The organism is Streptomyces caniscabiei, from assembly GCF_014930365.1.
GTDB classification, from domain to species: Bacteria; Actinomycetota; Actinomycetes; order Streptomycetales; family Streptomycetaceae; genus Streptomyces; species Streptomyces caniscabiei.
Window position 1 is genome coordinate 40,293 of record NZ_JABXWI010000009.1, and the last position, 19,093, is coordinate 59,385.

At 71.5% G+C, this 19,093-nt stretch carries 14 protein-coding genes; 10 read left to right on the forward strand and 4 right to left on the reverse strand.

What is annotated here, in order from left to right:
- The first annotated feature begins 33 nt into the window (after positions 1 to 33).
- Complete coding sequence (locus tag HW837_RS24470; protein ID WP_045557501.1) at positions 34 to 1,911, forward strand: AMP-dependent synthetase/ligase; 1,878 nt, start codon at positions 34 to 36, stop codon at positions 1,909 to 1,911.
- A 78-nt stretch (positions 1,912 to 1,989) separates the two neighbouring features.
- Here the strand turns inward: HW837_RS24470 and HW837_RS24475 are convergent, their stop codons facing one another.
- Positions 1,990 to 2,562, reverse strand: a complete 573-nt coding sequence (locus HW837_RS24475) for a response regulator (protein WP_045557500.1) — start codon at positions 2,560 to 2,562, stop codon at positions 1,990 to 1,992.
- Positions 2,559 to 6,731, reverse strand: a complete 4,173-nt coding sequence (locus HW837_RS24480; protein WP_193380088.1) for a HAMP domain-containing protein — start codon at positions 6,729 to 6,731, stop codon at positions 2,559 to 2,561. Before HW837_RS24480 ends, HW837_RS24475 begins: the two co-directional genes overlap by 4 nt.
- Before the next feature lie 104 nt (positions 6,732 to 6,835).
- Between HW837_RS24480 and HW837_RS24485 the strand changes: the two genes are divergently transcribed.
- The 3 genes from HW837_RS24485 (at position 6,836) to HW837_RS24495 (ending at position 11,591) form a co-directional block, all read left to right on the forward strand.
- Positions 6,836 to 9,568, forward strand: a complete 2,733-nt coding sequence (locus HW837_RS24485) for a SpoIIE family protein phosphatase (RefSeq protein ID WP_193380087.1) — start codon at positions 6,836 to 6,838, stop codon at positions 9,566 to 9,568.
- Positions 9,569 to 9,678: 110 nt separating this feature from the next.
- Positions 9,679 to 10,911, forward strand: coding sequence for a radical SAM family heme chaperone HemW (hemW, locus tag HW837_RS24490; RefSeq protein WP_093789145.1), 1,233 nt, complete (start codon positions 9,679 to 9,681; stop codon positions 10,909 to 10,911).
- Between the two features lie 83 nt (positions 10,912 to 10,994).
- Positions 10,995 to 11,591 carry a Uma2 family endonuclease gene (locus HW837_RS24495; RefSeq protein ID WP_093789146.1) on the forward strand — a complete coding sequence of 199 codons (597 nt, stop codon included), beginning with the start codon at positions 10,995 to 10,997 and terminating at the stop codon, positions 11,589 to 11,591.
- Here the strand turns inward: HW837_RS24495 and HW837_RS24500 are convergent.
- The gene (locus tag HW837_RS24500) at positions 11,569 to 12,384 is read right to left on the reverse strand and encodes a DUF3097 domain-containing protein (RefSeq protein ID WP_093789147.1); all 816 of its coding nucleotides are present in this window, start codon (positions 12,382 to 12,384) and stop codon (positions 11,569 to 11,571) included. The genes HW837_RS24495 and HW837_RS24500 overlap by 23 nt on opposite strands.
- A gap of 41 nt (positions 12,385 to 12,425) precedes the next feature.
- A complete protein-coding gene (locus HW837_RS24505) occupies positions 12,426 to 13,181 on the reverse strand; it encodes an MBL fold metallo-hydrolase (protein WP_045557496.1) in 756 nt (251 codons plus the stop codon).
- Between the two features lie 463 nt (positions 13,182 to 13,644).
- On the opposite strand from HW837_RS24505, the gene hrcA reads away from it, so the two are divergent.
- The 6 genes from hrcA to HW837_RS24535 all read left to right on the forward strand — a co-directional run bounded on the left by hrcA (position 13,645) and on the right by HW837_RS24535 (position 19,012).
- Complete coding sequence (hrcA, locus tag HW837_RS24510) at positions 13,645 to 14,661, forward strand: heat-inducible transcriptional repressor HrcA (RefSeq protein WP_045557495.1); 1,017 nt, start codon at positions 13,645 to 13,647, stop codon at positions 14,659 to 14,661.
- A complete protein-coding gene (gene dnaJ, locus HW837_RS24515) occupies positions 14,662 to 15,798 on the forward strand; it encodes a molecular chaperone DnaJ (RefSeq protein ID WP_045557494.1) in 1,137 nt (378 codons plus the stop codon). It begins immediately after the preceding gene.
- 264 nt (positions 15,799 to 16,062) lie between these two features.
- The gene (locus tag HW837_RS24520; protein WP_093789149.1) at positions 16,063 to 17,172 is read left to right on the forward strand and encodes a nitronate monooxygenase; all 1,110 of its coding nucleotides are present in this window, start codon (positions 16,063 to 16,065) and stop codon (positions 17,170 to 17,172) included.
- The gene (locus tag HW837_RS24525) at positions 17,169 to 17,909 is read left to right on the forward strand and encodes a 16S rRNA (uracil(1498)-N(3))-methyltransferase (protein WP_045557492.1); all 741 of its coding nucleotides are present in this window, start codon (positions 17,169 to 17,171) and stop codon (positions 17,907 to 17,909) included. Before HW837_RS24520 ends, HW837_RS24525 begins: the two co-directional genes overlap by 4 nt.
- Positions 17,910 to 17,952: 43 nt before the next feature.
- Positions 17,953 to 18,345 carry a VOC family protein gene (locus HW837_RS24530; protein WP_193380086.1) on the forward strand — a complete coding sequence of 131 codons (393 nt, stop codon included), beginning with the start codon at positions 17,953 to 17,955 and terminating at the stop codon, positions 18,343 to 18,345.
- A 181-nt stretch (positions 18,346 to 18,526) separates the two neighbouring features.
- Complete coding sequence (locus HW837_RS24535; RefSeq protein ID WP_045557755.1) at positions 18,527 to 19,012, forward strand: hypothetical protein; 486 nt, start codon at positions 18,527 to 18,529, stop codon at positions 19,010 to 19,012.
- Positions 19,013 to 19,093: the final 81 nt, after the last annotated feature.

The window sequence follows — 19,093 nt, forward strand, 5'->3', positions numbered from 1 at the left end:
CCAGCTGTACTGTCGCGTGCCCCGGAGGATGTCGTGAGCGACACACAGACCCTGATCGAGAACCGTCCGCCCTCGGTGGCGGCCCTCTTCCTCGAGCGCGTGGCGGCCACGCCCGACGGCGAGGCCTACCGCTACCCGGTGCCACCGGCCTCCGGGGAGGGGCCCTCCGACTGGAAGTCGCTGAGCTGGGCGGAGTCGGCCGAACGGGTCTACGCCGTCGCGGCCGGACTGATCGAGCTGGGTGTGCAGCCGGAGCAGCGGGTCGCCCTCGCCTCGTCGACGCGCATCGAGTGGATCCTCGCCGACCTCGGCATCATGTGCGCCGGCGCCGCCACCACGACCGTCTATCCGCAGACCAACGCCGAGGAGTCCGCGTACATCCTCTCGGACTCCTCCAGCCGGATCCTCATCGCGGAGGACGCGGCGCAGCTGGCCAAGGCCCGGGAGAAGAAGGCCGAGCTGCCCGAGCTGACGCATGTCGTGGTCATCGACACCGAGGGCGCGGACCTCTCGGAGGACTGGGTCCTCTCGCTGGCCGAGCTGGAGAAGCGCGGCGCGGCGTACCTGGAGAAGAAGCCCGACCTGATCAAGGAGAAGGTCGGCGCGATCACCAAGGACCAGCTGGCCACCCTCATCTACACCTCGGGCACCACGGGCCGCCCCAAGGGTGTCCGGCTGCCGCACGACAACTGGTCGTACATGGCGAAGGCGATCGCCGCGACCGGGCTGGTCAGTGCCGAGGACGTGCAGTACCTGTGGCTGCCGCTCGCGCACGTGTTCGGCAAGGTGCTCACCAGCGGTCAGATCGAGGTCGGGCACGTCACCGCGGTCGACGGCCGGATCGACAAGATCATCGAGAACCTGCCGGTGGTGCAGCCGACGTACATGGCGGCCGTGCCCCGCATCTTCGAGAAGGTCTACAACGGCGTCGTCGCCAAGGCCCGCGCGGGCGGCCCGGCCAAGTACAAGATCTTCCAGTGGGCGGCCGGGGTCTCCCGCGAGTACGCCAAGGCCAGCCAGGACAACTTCCGCCGCACCGGCACGGCCTCGGTGCCGTTCGCGCTCGGCGCGAAGCACGCGGTCGCCGACAAGCTGGTGTACGCCAAGCTCCGTGAGGCGTTCGGCGGCCGGCTGCGGGCCTGTGTCTCCGGGTCGGTCGCGCTGGCGCCCGAGATCGGGTTCTTCTTCGCCGGCGCCGGCATCCACATCCTGGAGGGCTACGGCCTCACGGAGACCTCGGCGGCGTCCTTCGTGAACCCCGGCGAGGCGTACCGCACCGGCACGGTCGGCAAGCCGCTGCCCGGCTGCGAGGTGCGGATCGCGGACGACGGCGAGATCCTGCTGCGAGGGCCCGGTGTGATGGAGGGCTACCACAAGCTGCCGGAGAAGACGGCGGAGGTGCTGGAGGCCGACGGGTGGTTCCACACCGGTGACATCGGCGAGCTCTCGCCCGACGGGTACCTGCGGATCACCGACCGGAAGAAGGACCTGTTCAAGACGTCCGGCGGCAAGTACATCGCGCCGACCGAGATCGAGGGGCAGTTCAAGTCGCTGTGCCCCTTCACCTCCAACGTCATGGTGCTCGGCGCGGACCGGAACTTCTGCACGGCGCTCATCGCCCTCGACGAGCTGTCCCTCCAGGGGTGGGCCGCGGAGAACGGGCTGGCCGGAAAGTCGTACGAGGAGATCATCACGGCGCCGGCGACGGTGGAGATGGTCGACGGGTACGTCAAGCAGCTCAACGAGGGGTTGCAGCGGTGGCAGACGATCAAGAAGTTCCGGTTGCTGCCTCGAGACCTCGACGTCGAGCACGGTGAGCTGACGCCGAGCCTGAAGCTGAAGCGGCCGGTGGTGGAGAAGGAGTACCAGCACCTCATCGATGAGATGTACGCCGGTGCGCGTGAGGCATAGCGCGTGAGGTAGGGGGTGGCGGGGGACTGGGTGGCGGCTGCGGGATCGTCGTGGCTTGTCGCGCAGTTCCCCGCGCCCCTAGAAGGCGCGGTTGCCCTCCACCAAGGTTCGAAGTTCACGTATCTGGGTGCGTATCTCGGTCAAGTCCGGTGAAGGTGCTGCCAGTTGCTTCTCCAGGGCCGTCAGGCGGGCGTCCAGCTGGTCCGCGTGTTCCCGTCGCGTCGTCAGCAGGGTCTCCAGCTGGCGGGTCTTGCGGTGCAGGTCCAGGAAGACGCTGACCTTGGCCCGTAACACCCACGGGTCGAAGGGCTTGGTGAGGTAGTCGGCGGCGCCGGTGGCGTAGCCGCGGAAGGCGTAGCCGGTGTCGGCGTCCGTGCCGGTGAGGAAGATGATCGGGACGTCCTTGGTCTGGTCGAGGCGCTTGATGTGGGCGGCGGTCTCGAAGCCGTCCATGCCGGGCATCCGGATGTCGAGGAGGACGACGGCGAAGCGGTGCCGCAGCAGGGCCTTCATCGCCTCCTCGCCCGAACGGGCGCGGACGAGCGGCTCGTTGAGGGATGCCAGGACGGCCTCCAGGGCGAGCAGGTTGTCCTCCATGTCGTCGACGAGGAGGATGCCCGCGCCTGCGTCGGTCCGGTCCTGAGAGGTCATGGTGAGGGTGCCTCGTTCTCTTCGGTGCGTTTCTCGGGGGACGGCTCGGCGCCCTGCTGGACCTGGGGGGCCTCCGGGTCCAGGACCGCGCAGACGACCGTGAGCAGCTGGTCCACGTCCACCGGCTTGGGCACGTAGTCGTTGGCGCCGCGGGCGATCGACTTCTCGCGGTCGCCGGGCATCGCCTTGGCGGTGAGGGCGACGATGGGCAGGCCCGCCCAGCGGGGGGTACGGCGGATGGCGGAGATCGTCTCGTAGCCGTCCATCTCCGGCATCATGATGTCCATCAGGACGAGTTCGACGTCCGGGTTGCGCTCCAGGGTCTCGATGCCCTCGCGGCCGTTCTCCGCGTACAGGACGGGCATGCCGACCCGGCCCAGGACATGGGTGAGCGCGAAGACGTTGCGGATGTCGTCGTCGACGATCAGCACCCGGCGGCCGGGCAGCACCTGGCCCGCGCGGCCCACCTTCCACGCCTCCAGCTTGGTGGGTGCCGGCCAGGAGTCGTCGCTGTCGTACGTGTCGGCTTCGTGCGCTGCCGGGTACGGCTCGGTCGTCAACTGCTCGGGTACGAGACTGCCGCGCTCTTCGACCACCGGGCCCGTCACCCCGTGGCCCGGACTGAACACCGGGACGTACAGGGTGAAGATCGAGCCCTTGCCGGGGACGCTCTCCGCGATGATGCGGCCGCCGAGCAGGCCGGCGATCTCGCGGCTGATGGACAGACCGAGGCCGGTGCCGCCGTACTTGCGGTTGGTGGTGCCGTCGGCCTGCTGGAACGCCTCGAAGATCACCGGGAGTTTCTCGGCGGCGATGCCGATGCCGGTGTCGGAGACGGCGAAGGCGATCACCTCGTCGTGGTCCTCGCGGGTGTAGCGGTGGTCGGGGTCCTTGACGCGGCTGACGGTCAGCTCGACCCGGCCCGACGCGGTGAACTTGATCGCGTTCGAGAGGAGGTTGCGCAGGATCTGTTGGAGGCGCTGCTCGTCCGAGTACATCTCGCGCGGGACGTCCTCGCCGACCGTCACCTCGAAAGCCAGGCCCCGGTCGAGGGTGAGGGGCCGGAACGTGGCGTGGACGTAGTCCAGGAGTTTGATCAGGGGGAGGCGCTTCGGGCGTACGTCCATCCGGCCCGCCTCGATCTTCGAGAGGTCGAGGATGTCGTTGATCAGCTGGAGGAGGTCGGAGCCCGAGCGGTGGATCGTGGTCGCGAACTGCACCTCCTGGTCGGTGAGATGGCCGTCCGGGTTGTCGGAGAGCAGCCGTGCCAGGATCAGCAGCGAGTTCAGCGGGGTGCGCAGCTCGTGGGACATGTTCGCCAGGAACTCCGACTTGTACTGCGAGGAGGTGGCCAACAGTGCTGCCTTCTCCTCCAGTTCGGCGTTGGAGCGCTGCAACTCCGCCTGCTGCATCTGTAGTTCGTCGGAGCGTTCCTGGAGCTGCATGGCGAGGCGCTGGGACTCGCCGAGGAGGGACTCCGTACGGGAGTTGGCGATGATGGTGTTGATGGCGACGCCGATGGTGTTCACGAACTGGTCGAAGAACGCCAGGTGGACGTCGGAGAAGCGGGAGAAGGAGGCGAGCTCGATCACGCCGAGGAGCTTGTCCTCGAAGAGGATCGGGATGATCACCACGCTGGACGGGGAGGCCTCCCCGAGACCACTGTTGATCTTGATGTAGCCGGGCGGGGCCTCCTCCACCAGGATCCGCTTCCTCTCGCGGGCCGCCTGCGCGACCAGGCCGTGCACCGGCAGGCCGCCGGTCTCGACGGTCGCACCCTGCGCCGCGCCGTAACCCGCGATGAAGGCCAGGCCCTTGGTGGGCGCCACCGGGAGCGGGGCCGCGCCGTCCTCGTCGGGGTCGGCCAGGTAGAAGGCGCCGTACTGGGCGTTCACCAGCGGGGTCAGCTCGCGCAGGATCAGATCGGCGACCTCCATCAGGTCGCGGTGGCCCTGCATCAGGGCGGCGAGCCGGGCGAGGTTGGACTCCAGCCAGTCCTTCGCGCGGGTGGTCTCGCGGAGGTTGGCCACCATCAGGTTGATGTTGTCCTTCAGCTCGGCGACCTCGCCCTGCGTCTCCACCGTGATCGAGCGGGACATGTCGCCCTGGGCCACGGCGGAGGCGACCTCGGCGATCGCGCGGACCTGCGTGGTCAGGTTCGACGCGAGCTCGTTCACGTTCGTCGTCAGACGCTTCCAGGTGCCGTAGACGCCCTCGACCCGTGCCTGGCCGCCGAGTTGGCCCTCGGAGCCGACCTCGCGGGCCACGCGGGTGACCTCGGAGGAGAAGGAGGAGAGGGTGTCGACCATCGTGTTGATGGCGGTCTTCAGCTCCAGGATCTCGCCGCGCGCGTCCACATCGATCTTCTTGGAGAGATCGCCGTTCGCGACCGCGGTGGTCACCTGGGCGATGTTGCGGACCTGCGAGGTCAGGTTGTCCGCCATGTAGTTGACGTTGTCGGTGAGGTCCCGCCACACACCGGACACGCCCAGCACCTGGGCGCGGCCGCCGAGCGCGCCGTCGGTGCCGACCTCGCGGGCCACCCGCGTCACCTCGTCGGCGAAAGCCCGCAACTGCTCCACCATCGTGTTGACGGTGTCCTTCAGCTCCAGGATCTCGCCGCGCGCGTCGACGGTGATCTTCTTGGAGAGGTCGCCGTTGGCGACGGCCGTGGTGACCTGGGCGATGTTGCGGACCTGCGAGGTCAGATTCAGGGCCATGAAGTTGACGTTGTCGGTGAGGTCCTTCCAGACGCCCGACACGCCCCGGACCTGCGCCTGCCCGCCGAGGTTGCCCTCGGTGCCGACCTCGCGGGCGACCCGGGTGACCTCGTCGGCGAAGGCGGAGAGCTGGTCGACCATCGTGTTGATCGTCGACTTCAGCTCCAGGATCTCGCCCTTGGCCTCGACGGTGATCTTCTTGCCGAGGTCCCCTTGGGCGACGGCCGTGGAGACAAGGGCGATGTTCCTGACCTGCGAGGTCAGGTTGTCCGCCATGAAGTTGACGTTGTCGGTGAGGTCCTTCCAGACGCCGGAGACGCCCCGGACCTGGGCCCGGCCGCCGAGGTTGCCCTCGGTGCCGACCTCGCGGGCGACCCGGGTCACTTCGTCGGCGAAGGCGGAGAGCTGGTCGACCATCGTGTTGATGGTGGACTTCAGCTCCAGGATCTCGCCCTGCGCGTCGACGGTGATCTTCTGGCTGAGGTCGCCGTTCGCCACCGCCGTGGTCACCTGGGCGATGTTGCGGACCTGCGAAGTCAGGTTCGACGCCATGAAGTTGACGTTGTCGGTGAGGTCCTTCCAGACCCCGGAGACACCCCGGACCTGGGCGCGACCGCCGAGCCGGCCCTCGGTGCCGACCTCGCGGGCCACGCGGGTGACCTCGTCGGCGAAGGCGGAGAGCTGGTCGACCATCGTGTTCACGGTGAGCTTCAGTTCGAGCAACTCGCCGGTCGCCTCGACCGTCACCGTACGGGTGAGGTCGCCGCGCGCCACCGCGGTGGTCACCAGGGCGATGTCCCGCACCTGCGCGGTCAGCCGGGCGGCCATGGTGTTGACCGCCTCGGTCACGTCCCGCCAACTCCCGGACAGACCCCGGACCTTGGCGCGGCCGCCGAGCCGGCCTTCGGTCCCGACCTCGCGCGCCACCCGGGTCACCTCGCCGGTGAACAGGGACAGCTGGTCGACCATCTTGTTCACCGCGCGGCCCAACCGCCTGAGGTCGCCCCGCAGTTGACGGTTGCCGTCGTGCAGGTCGACCCGCTGGGTGAGGTCGCCGCCGGCCACCGCGTCCAGCACGCGGGTGGCGTTGGCGGCCGGGGCGACCAGGGCGTCCAGGGTCTGGTTCACATCGTCGACCCGGGTCGCCCAGGCACCCTGGCCCGGGCTCGCCGACAGCCGCTCGTCGAGGCGGCCGTGCCGCACCAACTCCCGCCGGACCCGCTGCACTTCGCTGCCGAAGTGGGTGCTGCGGTCGATGATCTGGTTGAAGAGGGCGCACAGCTCCGCCACCGGCGCGGGGCCCGCCTCCGGGACCTTCGTGAAGCTGCCGTCTCGGGCGGCGGTCATGGCCGCGGTCAGCGCGCGGAGATCGGATGCCCGGATCAGAACGTCCGTTTGGCTGTCTTTTTGACCGTCTCGGAGCACCCGCGTAGCACTGTTCTCACTCATGGTGGCCCACTTCGGTAACTCGGCGCTTATGGGCGTGGTCAGTCTGTCACTCTGTCCGTGCCGCCTGAGGCCTATTCGTCCGAACTTTCTCAGGGAGCCGCTCAGTGGGGGCCATTCCGACGCAACGGGAGACCGCGTCCTGTGCGCCCGACGCGCCCGCGCGCGTCGGGGCTGACACGCTGTCCGCCGGGACCGCGTACGCGGGCGCGGACCGGCGCGCGGTGGTGCGTGTGTCGCTGCCCGGGGGACCGCTCGCGCCGGGAGCCGCCCGGCGCTTCGTCGGTACCGCGCTCGGGGAGTGGGCCGAGCTCGATCTGCCGGGGGCCGCGGCCCTCTCCGCCCGCCTCGTCGAGGACGCCCTCGTGGTGGTCAGCGAGCTGGTCACCAACGCGGTCGTCCACGCGGGCACGGACGTCGAACTGCTGTGCCGTCTGGGGCGCGACGACCCCGCCTCCGCCGGGTGGCTGCTGGTCGAGGTCTCGGACCATCATCCCTCCAGGGCGGTACGGGACGAGGGCGCCGAACGCCCCTACCTCGTCGAACGGCCGTACGGGGCCGCCGAGTACGGACGGGGCCTGCGCCTCGTCGCGGCGCTCTCCGAGGCGTGGGGGATCACCTACCGGACCGGCATGAAGACCGTCTGGGCCCGGTTGTCGGTCGACGGGGCGATGGCGGTGGAGGACGCGTTCGGGGCGTACGGCGGTGAGGTGCCGGGGGTGGGGGGCGCGGGGATCTCGGGGACCGTCGGGGCCGGGGATGTCGGGGAGGTAGCGGGAACCGAGGGCGACGGGGCGGTCGAGGGGGGCGCGGGAGGGGACGACTGGCGCGTGTCGGCGTACGCCGGGGACGGGGAGGTGCGGGGAGTTCGCGGTGCGCGGGCGTACGCGGGGGGCGTCGGACACGGTGACGAAGGGGGCCCCGAGCTGGGGCCGGACCCGGTCGATCTGGTCGCCCCCGTGCCCCGGCTCGGTGTGGAGCGCGACCGGGAGTGGTTGAACCGGGGTGCGCTCTCCTTCCTGGCCGAGGCGTCCGATCTGCTCGCCGGACAGCTCGACGAGGACCTGGTCGCCGCGCTCGCCGGGCAGCTGCTGGTGCCGAGGCTGGCGGACTGGTGCGCGGTGTGGCTGGAGGACGAGGGGCTGGGCTGGCGCGGCGGCGACGGTTCGCTCGGCCCGGCACCCCGGCTCGCCCGCGTCTGGCACGGCAGCGAGAACCGCATCGAGGAACTGCGCCGGGCCCTGGAGCAGAATCCGCCGCGACTGCCCGAGTCGGTGCGGTCGAGAGCGGTACCGGTGCCGTGGCCGGAGCCGGCCGCCGGCGACCGGCCGAGCGGGGTGGGTGACCGGGGGCGGACAGCGGACGGCGAGGGTGCGCCGACGGACGGCGAGGGTGCCTCGCGGGACGGCGGGGGTGCCTCGGCGGGGTCGGTCGGGAAGCGGGACGGTGGTTCGGCCGGGGAACGACTCGGCGGGTCGCCCGGGCTGAGTCGCGGCGGGGCCGTGCGCGGGCGCGAAGACGGGGCGGCACCGGAGTGTGACAGCGGGGCGGCGCCGGAGCGTGCGGGCGGGGCGGCGCCGGAGTGCGACGGCGGGATCGTGCGCGGGCGCGAGAGCCGGGCGGCCCGGGAGTGTGACGGCGAGACCGGGCGGGAGCGTGACGATGAAACCGCCCGGGAGTGTGAAGGTGGGGCCCCGTCGGGGCGTGCGGGCGGGGCGGCGCCGGAGTGCGACGGCGGGATCGTGCGCGGGCGCGAGAGCCGGGCGGCCCAAGAGCGTGACGGTGAGACCGGGCGGGAGCGGGACGGCGAGACCGGGCGGGAGCGTGACGGTGGGGCCGCGTGGGAGCGTGGCGGCGAGGTCGTGCGGGAGCGTGAGGGTGGGGCCGCGCTTGCCTATCGGCTGATTGCCGGGGGGCGGCCGCTCGGGACTCTCGTCATCGGGCGGGCCGGGCTGCTGCGGTTCCCGGACGAGGTGACCGGACTGGTGGAGGACCTGAGCCGACGCATCGCGCTGTCGATCGGGGCGGCCCGTCAGTACGCCCGTCAGGCGACCATCAGCCGCGTGCTCCAGCGCGGCCTGCTGCCGGGCGCGGTCGCCGAGATCCCCGGAGTGTCGAGCGCACTGGTGTACGAGCCGTGCGACAAGGGTGGACCCAGCGGCGACTTCTACGACCTCTTCCCCGCCGGCCGGGGCCGCTGGTGCTTCGCCATCGGTGACGTCCAGGGCAAGGGCCCCGAGGCCGCCGTGGTCATCGGTCTCGCCCGCCCCTGGCTGCGGCTGCTCGCCCGCGAGGGCTACGGCGTGGCGGACGTGCTCGACCGCCTCAACCAGCTCCTCCTCGACGACGCGACCGAGGCCGCCGACGCCGCCGCCCGCGCCCTGGTCACGGCCGGCGACCCCGGTCTCGTCGATCCCGACGGCCCCCAGATCCGCTTCCTCTCCCTTCTCTACGGCGAACTCGTCCCCGTCCCCGGCGGCGTCCGCTGCACCCTCGCCTCCGCCGGCCACCCGCTGCCGCTGCTCCTCGGGCCCGACGGCGACGTCCGGACCGTGGCCGAGCCGCAGACCCTGCTCGGGGTGATCGAGGACACGGAGTACGTCTCCGAGACGTTCGAGCTGCGCTGCGGCGACACCCTGCTCTGCGTGACCGACGGGGTCACCGAGCGGCGCAGCGGCCCGCGCATGTTCGACGACGGGGACGGCCTCGCCACCGCCCTCTCCGGCTGCGCCGGCCTCGACGCCCAGCTGATCGCCGAACGCATCCGCCGACTCGTCCACGAGTTCGGGGAACGGCCTCCGGACGACGATCTGGCGCTGCTGGTGCTGCGGGCGGAGTAGTGGCCGGAGCAGGGTCGGAGGAGCGGCCTGAGTAGGACCGGAGCAGGGGCGTGACGGCGGCGGATCGACGGCGGACCGAGGACCGGCGGCGTTGCTGGACAATGGAAGGCATGCCTTCCGCACTCCCCGACGGTGAGCCCGTCCCCGACGACGGGGCGTTGCCCGCGCACGCCCTGGCCGACGCGGCCGAGCGTCCCCTCGGGTTCTATCTCCACGTCCCGTACTGCGCGACCCGCTGCGGCTACTGCGACTTCAACACCTACACCGCCACCGAACTGCGCGGCACCGGCGGCGTCCTCGCCTCCCGCGACAACTACGCGGAGACGGTCGTCGACGAGATCCGCCTCGCCCGCAAGGTCATGGGCGACGACCCGCGCCCCGTCCGTACGGTCTTCGTCGGCGGCGGGACGCCCACGCTGCTGGCCGCCGACGACCTCGTACGGATGCTGGGGGCGATCCGGGAGGAGTTCGGGCTCGCGGACGACGCGGAGGTGACGACCGAGGCGAACCCGGAGTCGGTCGACCCCGCCTATCTGGAGACTCTGCGCGCGGGCGGCTTCAACCGGCTCTCGTTCGGTATGCAGAGCGCACGGCAGCACGTGCTGAAGATCCTCGACCGTACGCACACGCCGGGGCGCCCGGAGGCGTGCGTGGCGGAGGCGCGCGCCGCCGGCTTCGACCACGTCAACCTGGACCTGATCTACGGCACGCCGGGCGAGTCGGACGACGACTGGCGGGCCTCCCTGGGCGCCGCGCTCGGCGCCGGGCCGGACCACATCTCGGCGTACGCCCTGATCGTCGAGGAGGGCACGCAGCTGGCGCGGCGCATCCGCCGGGGCGAGGTGCCGATGACCGACGACGACGTCCACGCCGACCGGTACCTCATCGCCGAGGAGACGCTCTCGGCCGCCGGGTTCGACTGGTACGAGGTCTCCAACTGGGCCACCTCGGACGCCGGGCGTTGCCTCCACAACGAGCTGTACTGGCGCGGCGCGGACTGGTGGGGCGCGGGGCCGGGCGCCCACAGCCACGTCGGCGGCGTGCGCTGGTGGAACGTCAAGCACCCCGGCGCGTACGCGGGCGCGCTGGCGGCGGGGAAGTCGCCGGGCGCCGGGCGTGAGCTCCTGTCGGACGAGGACCGCCGCGTCGAGCGCATCCTGCTGGAGCTGCGGCTGCGGGAGGGGTGCCCGTTGTCGCTGCTGCGGGAGCAGGGCCTCGCGGCGGCCGGGCGCGCCCTGTCCGACGGGCTGCTCGACCCGGGCCCGTACGAGGAGGGGCGCGCGGTGCTCACGCTGCGGGGGCGGTTGCTGGCGGACGCGGTGGTGCGGGACTTGGTGGACTGATCACTCTGGTGGGTGAATCGGTGCGGAACGGGGGTTCGGTACCTAATCTGGCTCGTAGGCTGCCGCCGAAAAGGACGCGGCGGATGTGGAGGGCCACGGAGATGACCGCTGTGGATGAGCGTGGGATGGCTGAGTTCTTCGCGGGGTTCGAGCCCCCGGACGGCGTCAAGATGGAGCTTCTCCGGGGGGAAATCGTGATGATGTCCAGCCCTGATCTGGTGCACAACCGGATCGTGACGGCGGTGCAGGACCAGATCCCGCGCCAGCGTTGGGAGAGGCTGCAGACTCAGGACGTCGACATCGTCGACGAAGCCAGCGAGCCCGTACCTGACCTGGTCGTGCTGGAGAATGACCTCAGCCCGGAGGCGGGGCGCTTGCTGTCGTCCCGGCTGATCACTTTGGTGGTCGAAGTCGTTTCCAAGACCAGCGTTGACCGGGACTATGGGGTCAAGCGATCGATCTATGCAGCGGGTCAGGTGCCCGCCTACCTGATCATCGACCCGATCATGTCCCAATGCGTGCTGCTCACTGAGCCCCGGGGAGCTGGTGACGCCGCCGACTATCAGGTGCAGCGCATTACCAAGTTCGGGGACCCTGTACCGCTGGATTTGCTCGGCGTCGAGCTGGATACCAGCACGTTCGGCACTCTCCCGGGGGTCAGGCCCCACCGCCGACCGTGACGAAGTCGATCAACTCCTCCACCCGGCCCAGCAGTTCAGGCTCCAGGTCTTTGTAGGAACCCACCCGCGCCAGAATCGCCTGCCAGACCGCGCCGGTGTTGTCCGAAGGCCACCCCAGCGCCCGGCACACCCCCGTCTTCCAGTCCTGCCCGCGCGGGACGCGCGGCCACGACGCGATGCCCAGCGACGACGGCTTCACCGCCTCCCAGATGTCGATGTACGGGTGGCCCACGACGAGCGCGTGCTCGCTGGTCACCGACGCGGCGATCCGTGACTCCTTGCTGCCGGGGACCAGATGATCGACCAGGACGCCCAACCGCGCGTCCGGCCCCGGTGCGAAGTCCGCGACGATCGCGGGCAGGTCGTCCACGCCCTCCAGGTACTCCACCACCACGCCCTCGACGCGCAGATCGTCGCCCCAGACCTTCTCGACGAGTTCCGCGTCGTGGCGGCCCTCGACATAGATGCGTCCGGCCCGGGCCACGCGCGCGCGGGCGCCCGGGACGGCCACCGAGCCGGAGGCGGTGCGGGAGGGGCGGACGGGCGCCGAGGACGTGGGGCGGACCAGAGTCACCACCCGGCCCTCCAGCAGGAAGCCCCGGGGCTCCAGCGGGAACACGCGGAGCTTGCCGAAGCGGTCCTCCAGCGTCACCGTGCCCGCCTCGCAGCGGATGACCGCGCCGCAGAAGCCGGTCGTGGGCTCCTCGACGACCAGTCCGGGGTCGGCCGGGACCTCGGGGACCGGCTTGGGCTTCTTCCAGGGAGGGGTCAGGTCGGGTGAGTACTGGCGCATTCGGATGACGATAGGAGAAGCGGCGCCCGGAAACCCCGTACTCAGCCCGACACGCCGAAGCGCCGTGCCAGCGCGTCGCGTTGGGCGCGGACGAACGCCGCGTCCACCACCGCCCCGTGGCCGGGCACGTACAGCGCGTCCTCGCCGCCCAGGGCCAGCAGTCGGTCCAGCGCGTCGGGCCAGCGGGACGGGACGGCGTCGGGACCGGCCTGGGGTTCACCGGACTCCTCCACCAGGTCCCCGCAGAACACGACCTCCGGCGAACCGGCGGACCCCGCCGTGGCCGGCGTGCCCGGGACCAGGACCACCAGGTCGTGTGCGGTGTGCCCCGGCCCCACGTTCGCCAGCAGCACCCGATGACCGCCGCCCAGGTCGAGCGTCCACTCGCCGGAGACCAGGTGGCGGGGGAGGACGAGCAGGTCCGCGGCCTCGGTGGCGTCCGCCGGGGGGAGGCCGTGGCGCACCGCGTCCGCGTGGAGTGCGTCGCGGTCACGGGTCAGGACGCCGTCGACACCCACCGCGCCGAACACCTCCACCCCGGAGAACGCCGCCGCCCCGAAGACATGGTCGAAGTGGGGGTGGGTCAGCGCGAGATGCGTCACACGGGCGCCACCGAGCAGCCGGCACGCCTCGGTGCGCAACCGCGCGCCCTCCCGCACGCTGGAACCCGCGTCGATCATGAGGGCCGCACCGTCCCCGGCCACCAACCCGACCGTGCAGTCCCAGCCGGGAAGGCGGCACCGTCCGACCCGTGGCGTCAATTCCTGCCACCCGCACTCTTCCCAAGTCACCGTCATGCACCGACGCTAGCTGTAGCTCGGCATCCGCCGACGAAGCGGGGTGTGAGGGAGGTCGCGGCGCAGCCGGTGAAGCGTCGAGGGCGGGTGCGGCAGGCGGCGAGGACGGTCCGTCACGGGTGCTCCGCGGTGGCCGTGAGCGGGTCGTGAGCGGGTCGCGAGGTGTCCGTGGGGCGGGCGCGCGGTGTGGCGTGGTCGCCCGTGTGTTCGGCGGTCGGTGGGGCCGGTCGGCTTCGCCCGTCGCCGCGTACCCGTCGGTAGGAAGTGTGCCGCGACATGGCCCGGCAGGGGTCGGACAGTGGCCCGACATGGCCGGACACGTCCGTACACGTCGGCATGACATGGCTGGACCGGCCTTGCCGGGGGCGTACCCCACCGCCGTACACTGGGCGGGGAGTGCTGGCACTCGCCCGGGGCGAGTGCCAAGGGGGAGTCACGGAAGAGCGAGCTGGAGGTGTGCGCGATGCTCAGTGAACGCAGGCTCCAGGTGCTGCGCGCCATCGTCCAGGACTACGTGGGCACCGAGGAGCCCGTCGGTTCCAAGGCGCTCACCGAGCGGCACAACCTGGGGGTCTCCCCGGCGACCGTCCGCAACGACATGGCGGCGCTGGAGGACGAGGGTTTCATCGCCCAGCCCCACACCAGCGCGGGCCGCATCCCCACCGACAAGGGGTACCGGCTCTTCGTCGACAAGCTGGCCGGCGTCAAGCCGATGACGCCGCCCGAGCGGCGCGCCATCCAGAACTTCCTGGACGGCGCGGTCGATCTGGACGACGTCGTGGCGCGGACCGTGCGGCTGCTGGCGCAGCTGACGCGGCAGGTCGCGGTCGTGCAGTACCCCTCGCTCACCCGCTCGACCGTGCGGCACGTGGAGCTGCTGTCGCTGGCCCCGGCCCGGCTGATGCTCGTGCTGATCACGGACACCGGACGGGTGGAGCAGCGGCTGGTGGACTGCCCGGCGCCCTTCGGAGAAACGTCACTCGCGGATCTTCGCGCCCGGCTGAACAGCAAGGTCGCGGGCCGCCGGTTCACCGATGTGCCCCGGCTGGTCGAGGACCTGCCGGAGGCGTTCGACGTCGAGGACCGGGGCACGGTCTCGACGGTGCTCTCCACCCTGCTGGAGGCACTCGTCGAGGAGAGCGAGGAGCGGCTGATGATCGGCGGAACCGCCAATCTCACCCGCTTCGGACATGACTTCCCCCTCACCATCCGGCCCGTTCTGGAAGCCTTGGAGGAGCAGGTCGTCCTCCTCAAGTTGCTTGGCGAGGCCGGGGATTCGGGCATGACCGTACGCATCGGTCATGAGAACGCGTATGAGGGACTCAACTCCACGTCCGTCGTCTCCGTCGGTTACGGTTCGGGCGGCGAGGCAGTAGCGAAGCTGGGCGTGGTCGGACCTACGCGCATGGACTATCCGGGAACGATGGGAGCGGTACGAGCGGTGGCACGGTACGTCGGACAGATCCTGGCGGAGTCTTAAGTGGCCACGGACTACTACGCCGTGCTCGGCGTGCGCCGCGACGCGTCCCAGGACGAGATCAAGAAGGCGTTCCGGAGGCTCGCTCGCGAGCTGCACCCGGACGTCAATCCCGATCCGAAGACCCAGGAGCGGTTCAAGGAGATCAACGCCGCCTACGAGGTGTTGTCGGACCCGCAGAAGAAGCAGGTCTACGACCTCGGCGGCGACCCGCTGTCCCAGGCGGGCGGCGGAGGCGCGGGCGGCTTCGGCGCCGGTGGCTTCGGCAACTTCTCGGACATCATGGACGCGTTCTTCGGTACGGCGTCGCAGCGGGGTCCCCGCTCGCGCACGCGCCGGGGACAGGACGCGATGATCCGGCTGGAGATCGACCTCGACGAGGCGGCCTTCGGCACGACGAAGGACATCCAGGTCGACACGGCCGTCGTCTGTACGACGTGCAGTGGCGAGGGGGCCGCTCCCGGCACCACCGCCCAGACCTGTGACATGTGCCGGGGCCGCGGTGAGGTCTCGCAGGTCACGCGGTCCTTCCTCGGCCAGGTCATGACCTCCCGGCCCTGCCCGCAGTGCCAGGGCTTCGGCACGATCGTCCCCAACCCGTGCCCCGAGTGCGCGGGCGACGGGCGGGTGCGGTCGCGGCGGACGCTGACCGTCAAGATCCCGGCCGGTGTCGACAACGGCACGCGGATCCAGCTGGCCGGTGAGGGCGAGGTCGGGCCCGGTGGAGGTCCCGCCGGTGACCTCTACGTCGAGATCCACGAGCTGCCGCACCCGATGTTCCAGCGGCGTGGCGACGATCTGCACTGCACGGTGACGATCCCGATGACGGCGGCGTCCCTCGGCACGAAGGTGCCGCTGGAGACGCTGGACGGGCTGGAGGAGGTCGACATCCGGCCCGGGACGCAGTCCGGGCAGTCGATCCCGCTGCACGGGCGCGGTGTCACGCATCTGCGCGGCGGCGGGCGGGGCGATCTGATCGTCCACGTCGAGGTGCAGACGCCGACGAAGCTGGACCCCGAGCAGGAGGGGTTGCTGCGGCAGCTGGCCGCGCTGCGCGGGGAGGAACGGCCGACGGGGCAGTTCCAGCCCGGTCAGCAGGGGCTGTTCTCCCGGCTGAAGGACGCGTTCAACGGGCGCTGAGTGGGTGTGTCGGCGGGCCCGCTGAGTGGGCGCGCCGTCGGGTGCGGCTGCGTGGGGCTTCTCGCGCAGTTCCCCGCGCCCCTGAAAAGCAGGGGCTGCGCCCCGTGCTTTTCAGACCCGCGGGGCCGTGGTCTTCCAGGCCCGCAGGGCCTGGTCCTTCAGGGGCGCGGGGAACTGCGCGACCAGCCCCCACCCACCCGCACCCGACGAGCAACCGTCCGCCCCGATTCGGCGATGTCCGGAGGACAGTGGCACCATGCCGTCATGTCCTCCGCACTGACCGATCTCGTCCCGCTCCCGATCGTGCAGGCCCCGATGGCGGGCGGTGTGTCCGTGCCGCGGCTGGCCGCCGCCGTGTCCGAGGCCGGCGGGCTGGGATTCCTGGCCGCCGGGTACAAGACGGCCGACGGGATGTACCAGGAGATCAAGGCCCTCCGGGCGCTCACCTCACGCCCCTTCGGCGTGAACCTCTTCATGCCGCAACCGGAGTATGCCGAGCCCGCCGCCGTCGAGGTCTACGCGGAGCAGCTCGCCGGTGAGGCCACCTGGTACGACGCCGAGCTGGGCGACCCGGACAGCGGACGCGACGACGGCTACGAGGCCAAGCTCGCCGTGCTGCTCGACAACCCGGTGCCCGTGGTCTCGTTCCACTTCGGCTGCCCGACGCCCGAGGTCGTCGAGTCCCTCGCCCGCAAGGGCACGCTCACCCTGGTCAGCGCGACCTCGGCGGAGGAGGCGCAGGCCGTGGAGCGGTCCGGGGCCCACGCCGTGATCGTGCAGGGCGTCGAGGCCGGCGGCCACCAGGGCACCCACCGGGACGACCCCGAGCGCGACCGCGCCGGCATCGGGCTGCTCTCGCTGGTCGCCCAGGTCCGCGAGGCCGTGGCGCTGCCGATGGTCGCGGCCGGCGGCATCATGCGAGGCAGTCAGATCGCCGCCCTCCTCACGGCCGGCGTGAGCGCGGCCCAGCTCGGCACCGCGTTCCTCGCGACCGCCGAGTCCGGCGCGCACGCCGTGCACAAGCAGGCCCTGACCGACCCCCTCTTCGTCCGCACCGAGCTGACCCGGGCCTTCTCCGGCCGGCCGGCCCGGGGCCTGGTCAACCGGTTCCTGCGCGAGCACGGCCCGTACGCGCCCGTCGCCTATCCGGAGGTCCACCACCTCACCTCGCCGCTGCGCAAGGCCGCCGCGAAGGCCGGGGACGCCCAGGGCATGGCGCTGTGGGCCGGGCAGGGCCACCGGATGGCCCGCGCGCTGCCCGCCGGGGAACTGGTCGAGGTGCTGGCCGCCGAGATCGCCGCCGCACAGGACGAGCAGGCCGCCGCGCGGGTCGGCAGCGGCCAGGGCGGTCAGGCCGGGAGCGAGGGGCGATGACCGCACCCGTGTTCGTGGTCGACCGGTTCGACGGCCGGGGCTCGGAGATCGTGCTCGACGGCCCCGAAGGACGCCACGCGGTCTCCGTGAAGCGGCTGCGGCCCGGTGAGGACGTGGTCCTCACCGACGGGCGGGGCCGGTGGGTGGAAGGCGTGGTGAAGGCCGCCGAGGGCAAGGACCGGCTGGTCGTCATGGATGTGGGGGACCTGCGGGAGGAGCCGCCCGCACAGCCCCGCATCACCGTCGTCCAGGCGCTGCCCAAGGGCGACCGGGGCGAACTGGCCGTCGAGACCATGACCGAGGTCGGTGTCGACGCGATCGTGCCCTGGGCCGCCTCCCGCTGCATCACCCAGTGGAAGGGCGACCGGGGACTGAAGGCGCTCGCCAAGTGGCGGGCCACCGCCCGGGAGGCGGGCAAGCAGTCCCGCCGGACGCGGTTCCCCGAGGTCGCGGACGCGGCCACGGGCAAGCAGGTCGCGGCACTGCTGGCGAAGGCCGACTTCGCCGCCGTCCTGCACGAGAGCGGCGACGAGACCCTGGCCACGGCGAAGCTGCCGACGGCCGGGGAGATCGTGCTCGTCGTGGGGCCCGAGGGGGGCGTGTCGCCGGAGGAGCTGGCGCTCTTCGGCGAGGCGGGCGCGGGGGCGTACCGACTCGGGCCCAGTGTGCTGCGCACGTCGACCGCCGGGACGGCGGCGGGGGCGCTGCTGCTGGGCCGCACCGGACGCTGGTCCTGACCGCCCTGGTCCCGACCGTGTCCCCGACCCCTCAGGGAGCATCGTGGAACTCGCCCAAGTAAGGCTGCTCGTCACCGACCTCGCCGTGTGCTACCGCTTCTACGCCGATGTGCTCGGGCTGAAGCCGCAGTCCGGGGCCGTCGACGGGCCGTACGAGAAGTTCAGCCCGGCCGTCGGGTCCGCGGGGATCGCGCTGCAGGACCGGGCGATGATGGCCGAGGTGCTCGGGGAGCTGGCCGACGCGGCGAACGGACACCGGTCGCTGGTCGTCCTGCGCGTCGACGACCTCGACGCGTACTGCGAGCGGGTCACCTCGTTCGGCGTACGGCTCCTGCACGGACCCGCACGTATGACCGACCGGATGCGGGTGGCCCATCTCAAGGACCCCGAGGGGAACTTGGTCGAGCTGCAGGAATGGCTGCTGATGAGCGGCTGACGCCCCCCGCCGGTGTCCTCCGCCCGTGTCCCCCGTCCCGGTGGCATGGCCGCACGCGGTCTTCCGTGCCGCCGCGGGCGGTGGCAGGCTGCCGGGCATGGGGGCATGGAAGCGTCTCAGGGCGTACCGGACGGGCGGGCGCCGGCTCCTGCTGGGAGCCGGGCTCGGTGTCTGCGCGGTCGTGGGCCTGGTGGCCTGCGAGGGCGGCGGGCTGAACACCGGCGCCGTCGCGTTCACCACCGACCAGCTCGCCACCAAGGAGCTGGAGCGGGAGGGCCTCGACGTGCGGTGGCTCACCTGCACGGCGTCGTACGACGGCGACGGCGACGGGCAGGGCGACGGCAAGAAGTCCGGCGCGCCGTCCGCGTCCGTGAACACCGTCGCCGACGTCGACTGCACCGGCGAGGACAAGGAGGGCCGGGACATCGAGGTCACCGGGAAGGTGACCAAAGAGGTCAACGGCAGGTGCGTACGCGGGGATCTGACCGCGAAGGTCGGCGGCAAGGAGTGGTTCCACGTCGAGGGGCTCGGCAACTGCGATGCCCCCGCCCCGACGCCGAGCGCCGGACAGCCGGACCCGGACCGGCCGGGGCCGACGGTGACGGTCACCGTCACCCAGACCATCTGGTGCCAGAAGGACCCGGCATGCGTGCCCGAGGGCAAGTGAGGCCCGGCCCGGGGCAACTCGGGCCCGGTGCGAGGGACATGATCCAAACCCCTCCCCATCGGACCGAACGCTGCATAAAGT

What these genes read in the sequence shown, in the direction of transcription:
- HW837_RS24475 (WP_045557500.1), bottom strand. Translation starts at nt 2,562, where the DNA reads ATGACCTCTCAGGACCGGACCGACGCAGGCGCGGGCATCCTCCTCGTC.
- HW837_RS24480 (WP_193380088.1), bottom strand. Translation starts at nt 6,731, where the DNA reads ATGAGTGAGAACAGTGCTACGCGGGTGCTCCGAGACGGTCAAAAAGAC.
- hemW (WP_093789145.1), top strand. Translation starts at nt 9,679, where the DNA reads ATGCCTTCCGCACTCCCCGACGGTGAGCCCGTCCCCGACGACGGGGCG.
- HW837_RS24495 (WP_093789146.1), top strand. Translation starts at nt 10,995, where the DNA reads ATGTGGAGGGCCACGGAGATGACCGCTGTGGATGAGCGTGGGATGGCT.
- HW837_RS24500 (WP_093789147.1), bottom strand. Translation starts at nt 12,384, where the DNA reads ATGCGCCAGTACTCACCCGACCTGACCCCTCCCTGGAAGAAGCCCAAG.
- HW837_RS24505 (WP_045557496.1), bottom strand. Translation starts at nt 13,181, where the DNA reads ATGACGGTGACTTGGGAAGAGTGCGGGTGGCAGGAATTGACGCCACGG.
- hrcA (WP_045557495.1), top strand. Translation starts at nt 13,645, where the DNA reads ATGCTCAGTGAACGCAGGCTCCAGGTGCTGCGCGCCATCGTCCAGGAC.
- HW837_RS24520 (WP_093789149.1), top strand. Translation starts at nt 16,063, where the DNA reads ATGTCCTCCGCACTGACCGATCTCGTCCCGCTCCCGATCGTGCAGGCC.
- HW837_RS24525 (WP_045557492.1), top strand. Translation starts at nt 17,169, where the DNA reads ATGACCGCACCCGTGTTCGTGGTCGACCGGTTCGACGGCCGGGGCTCG.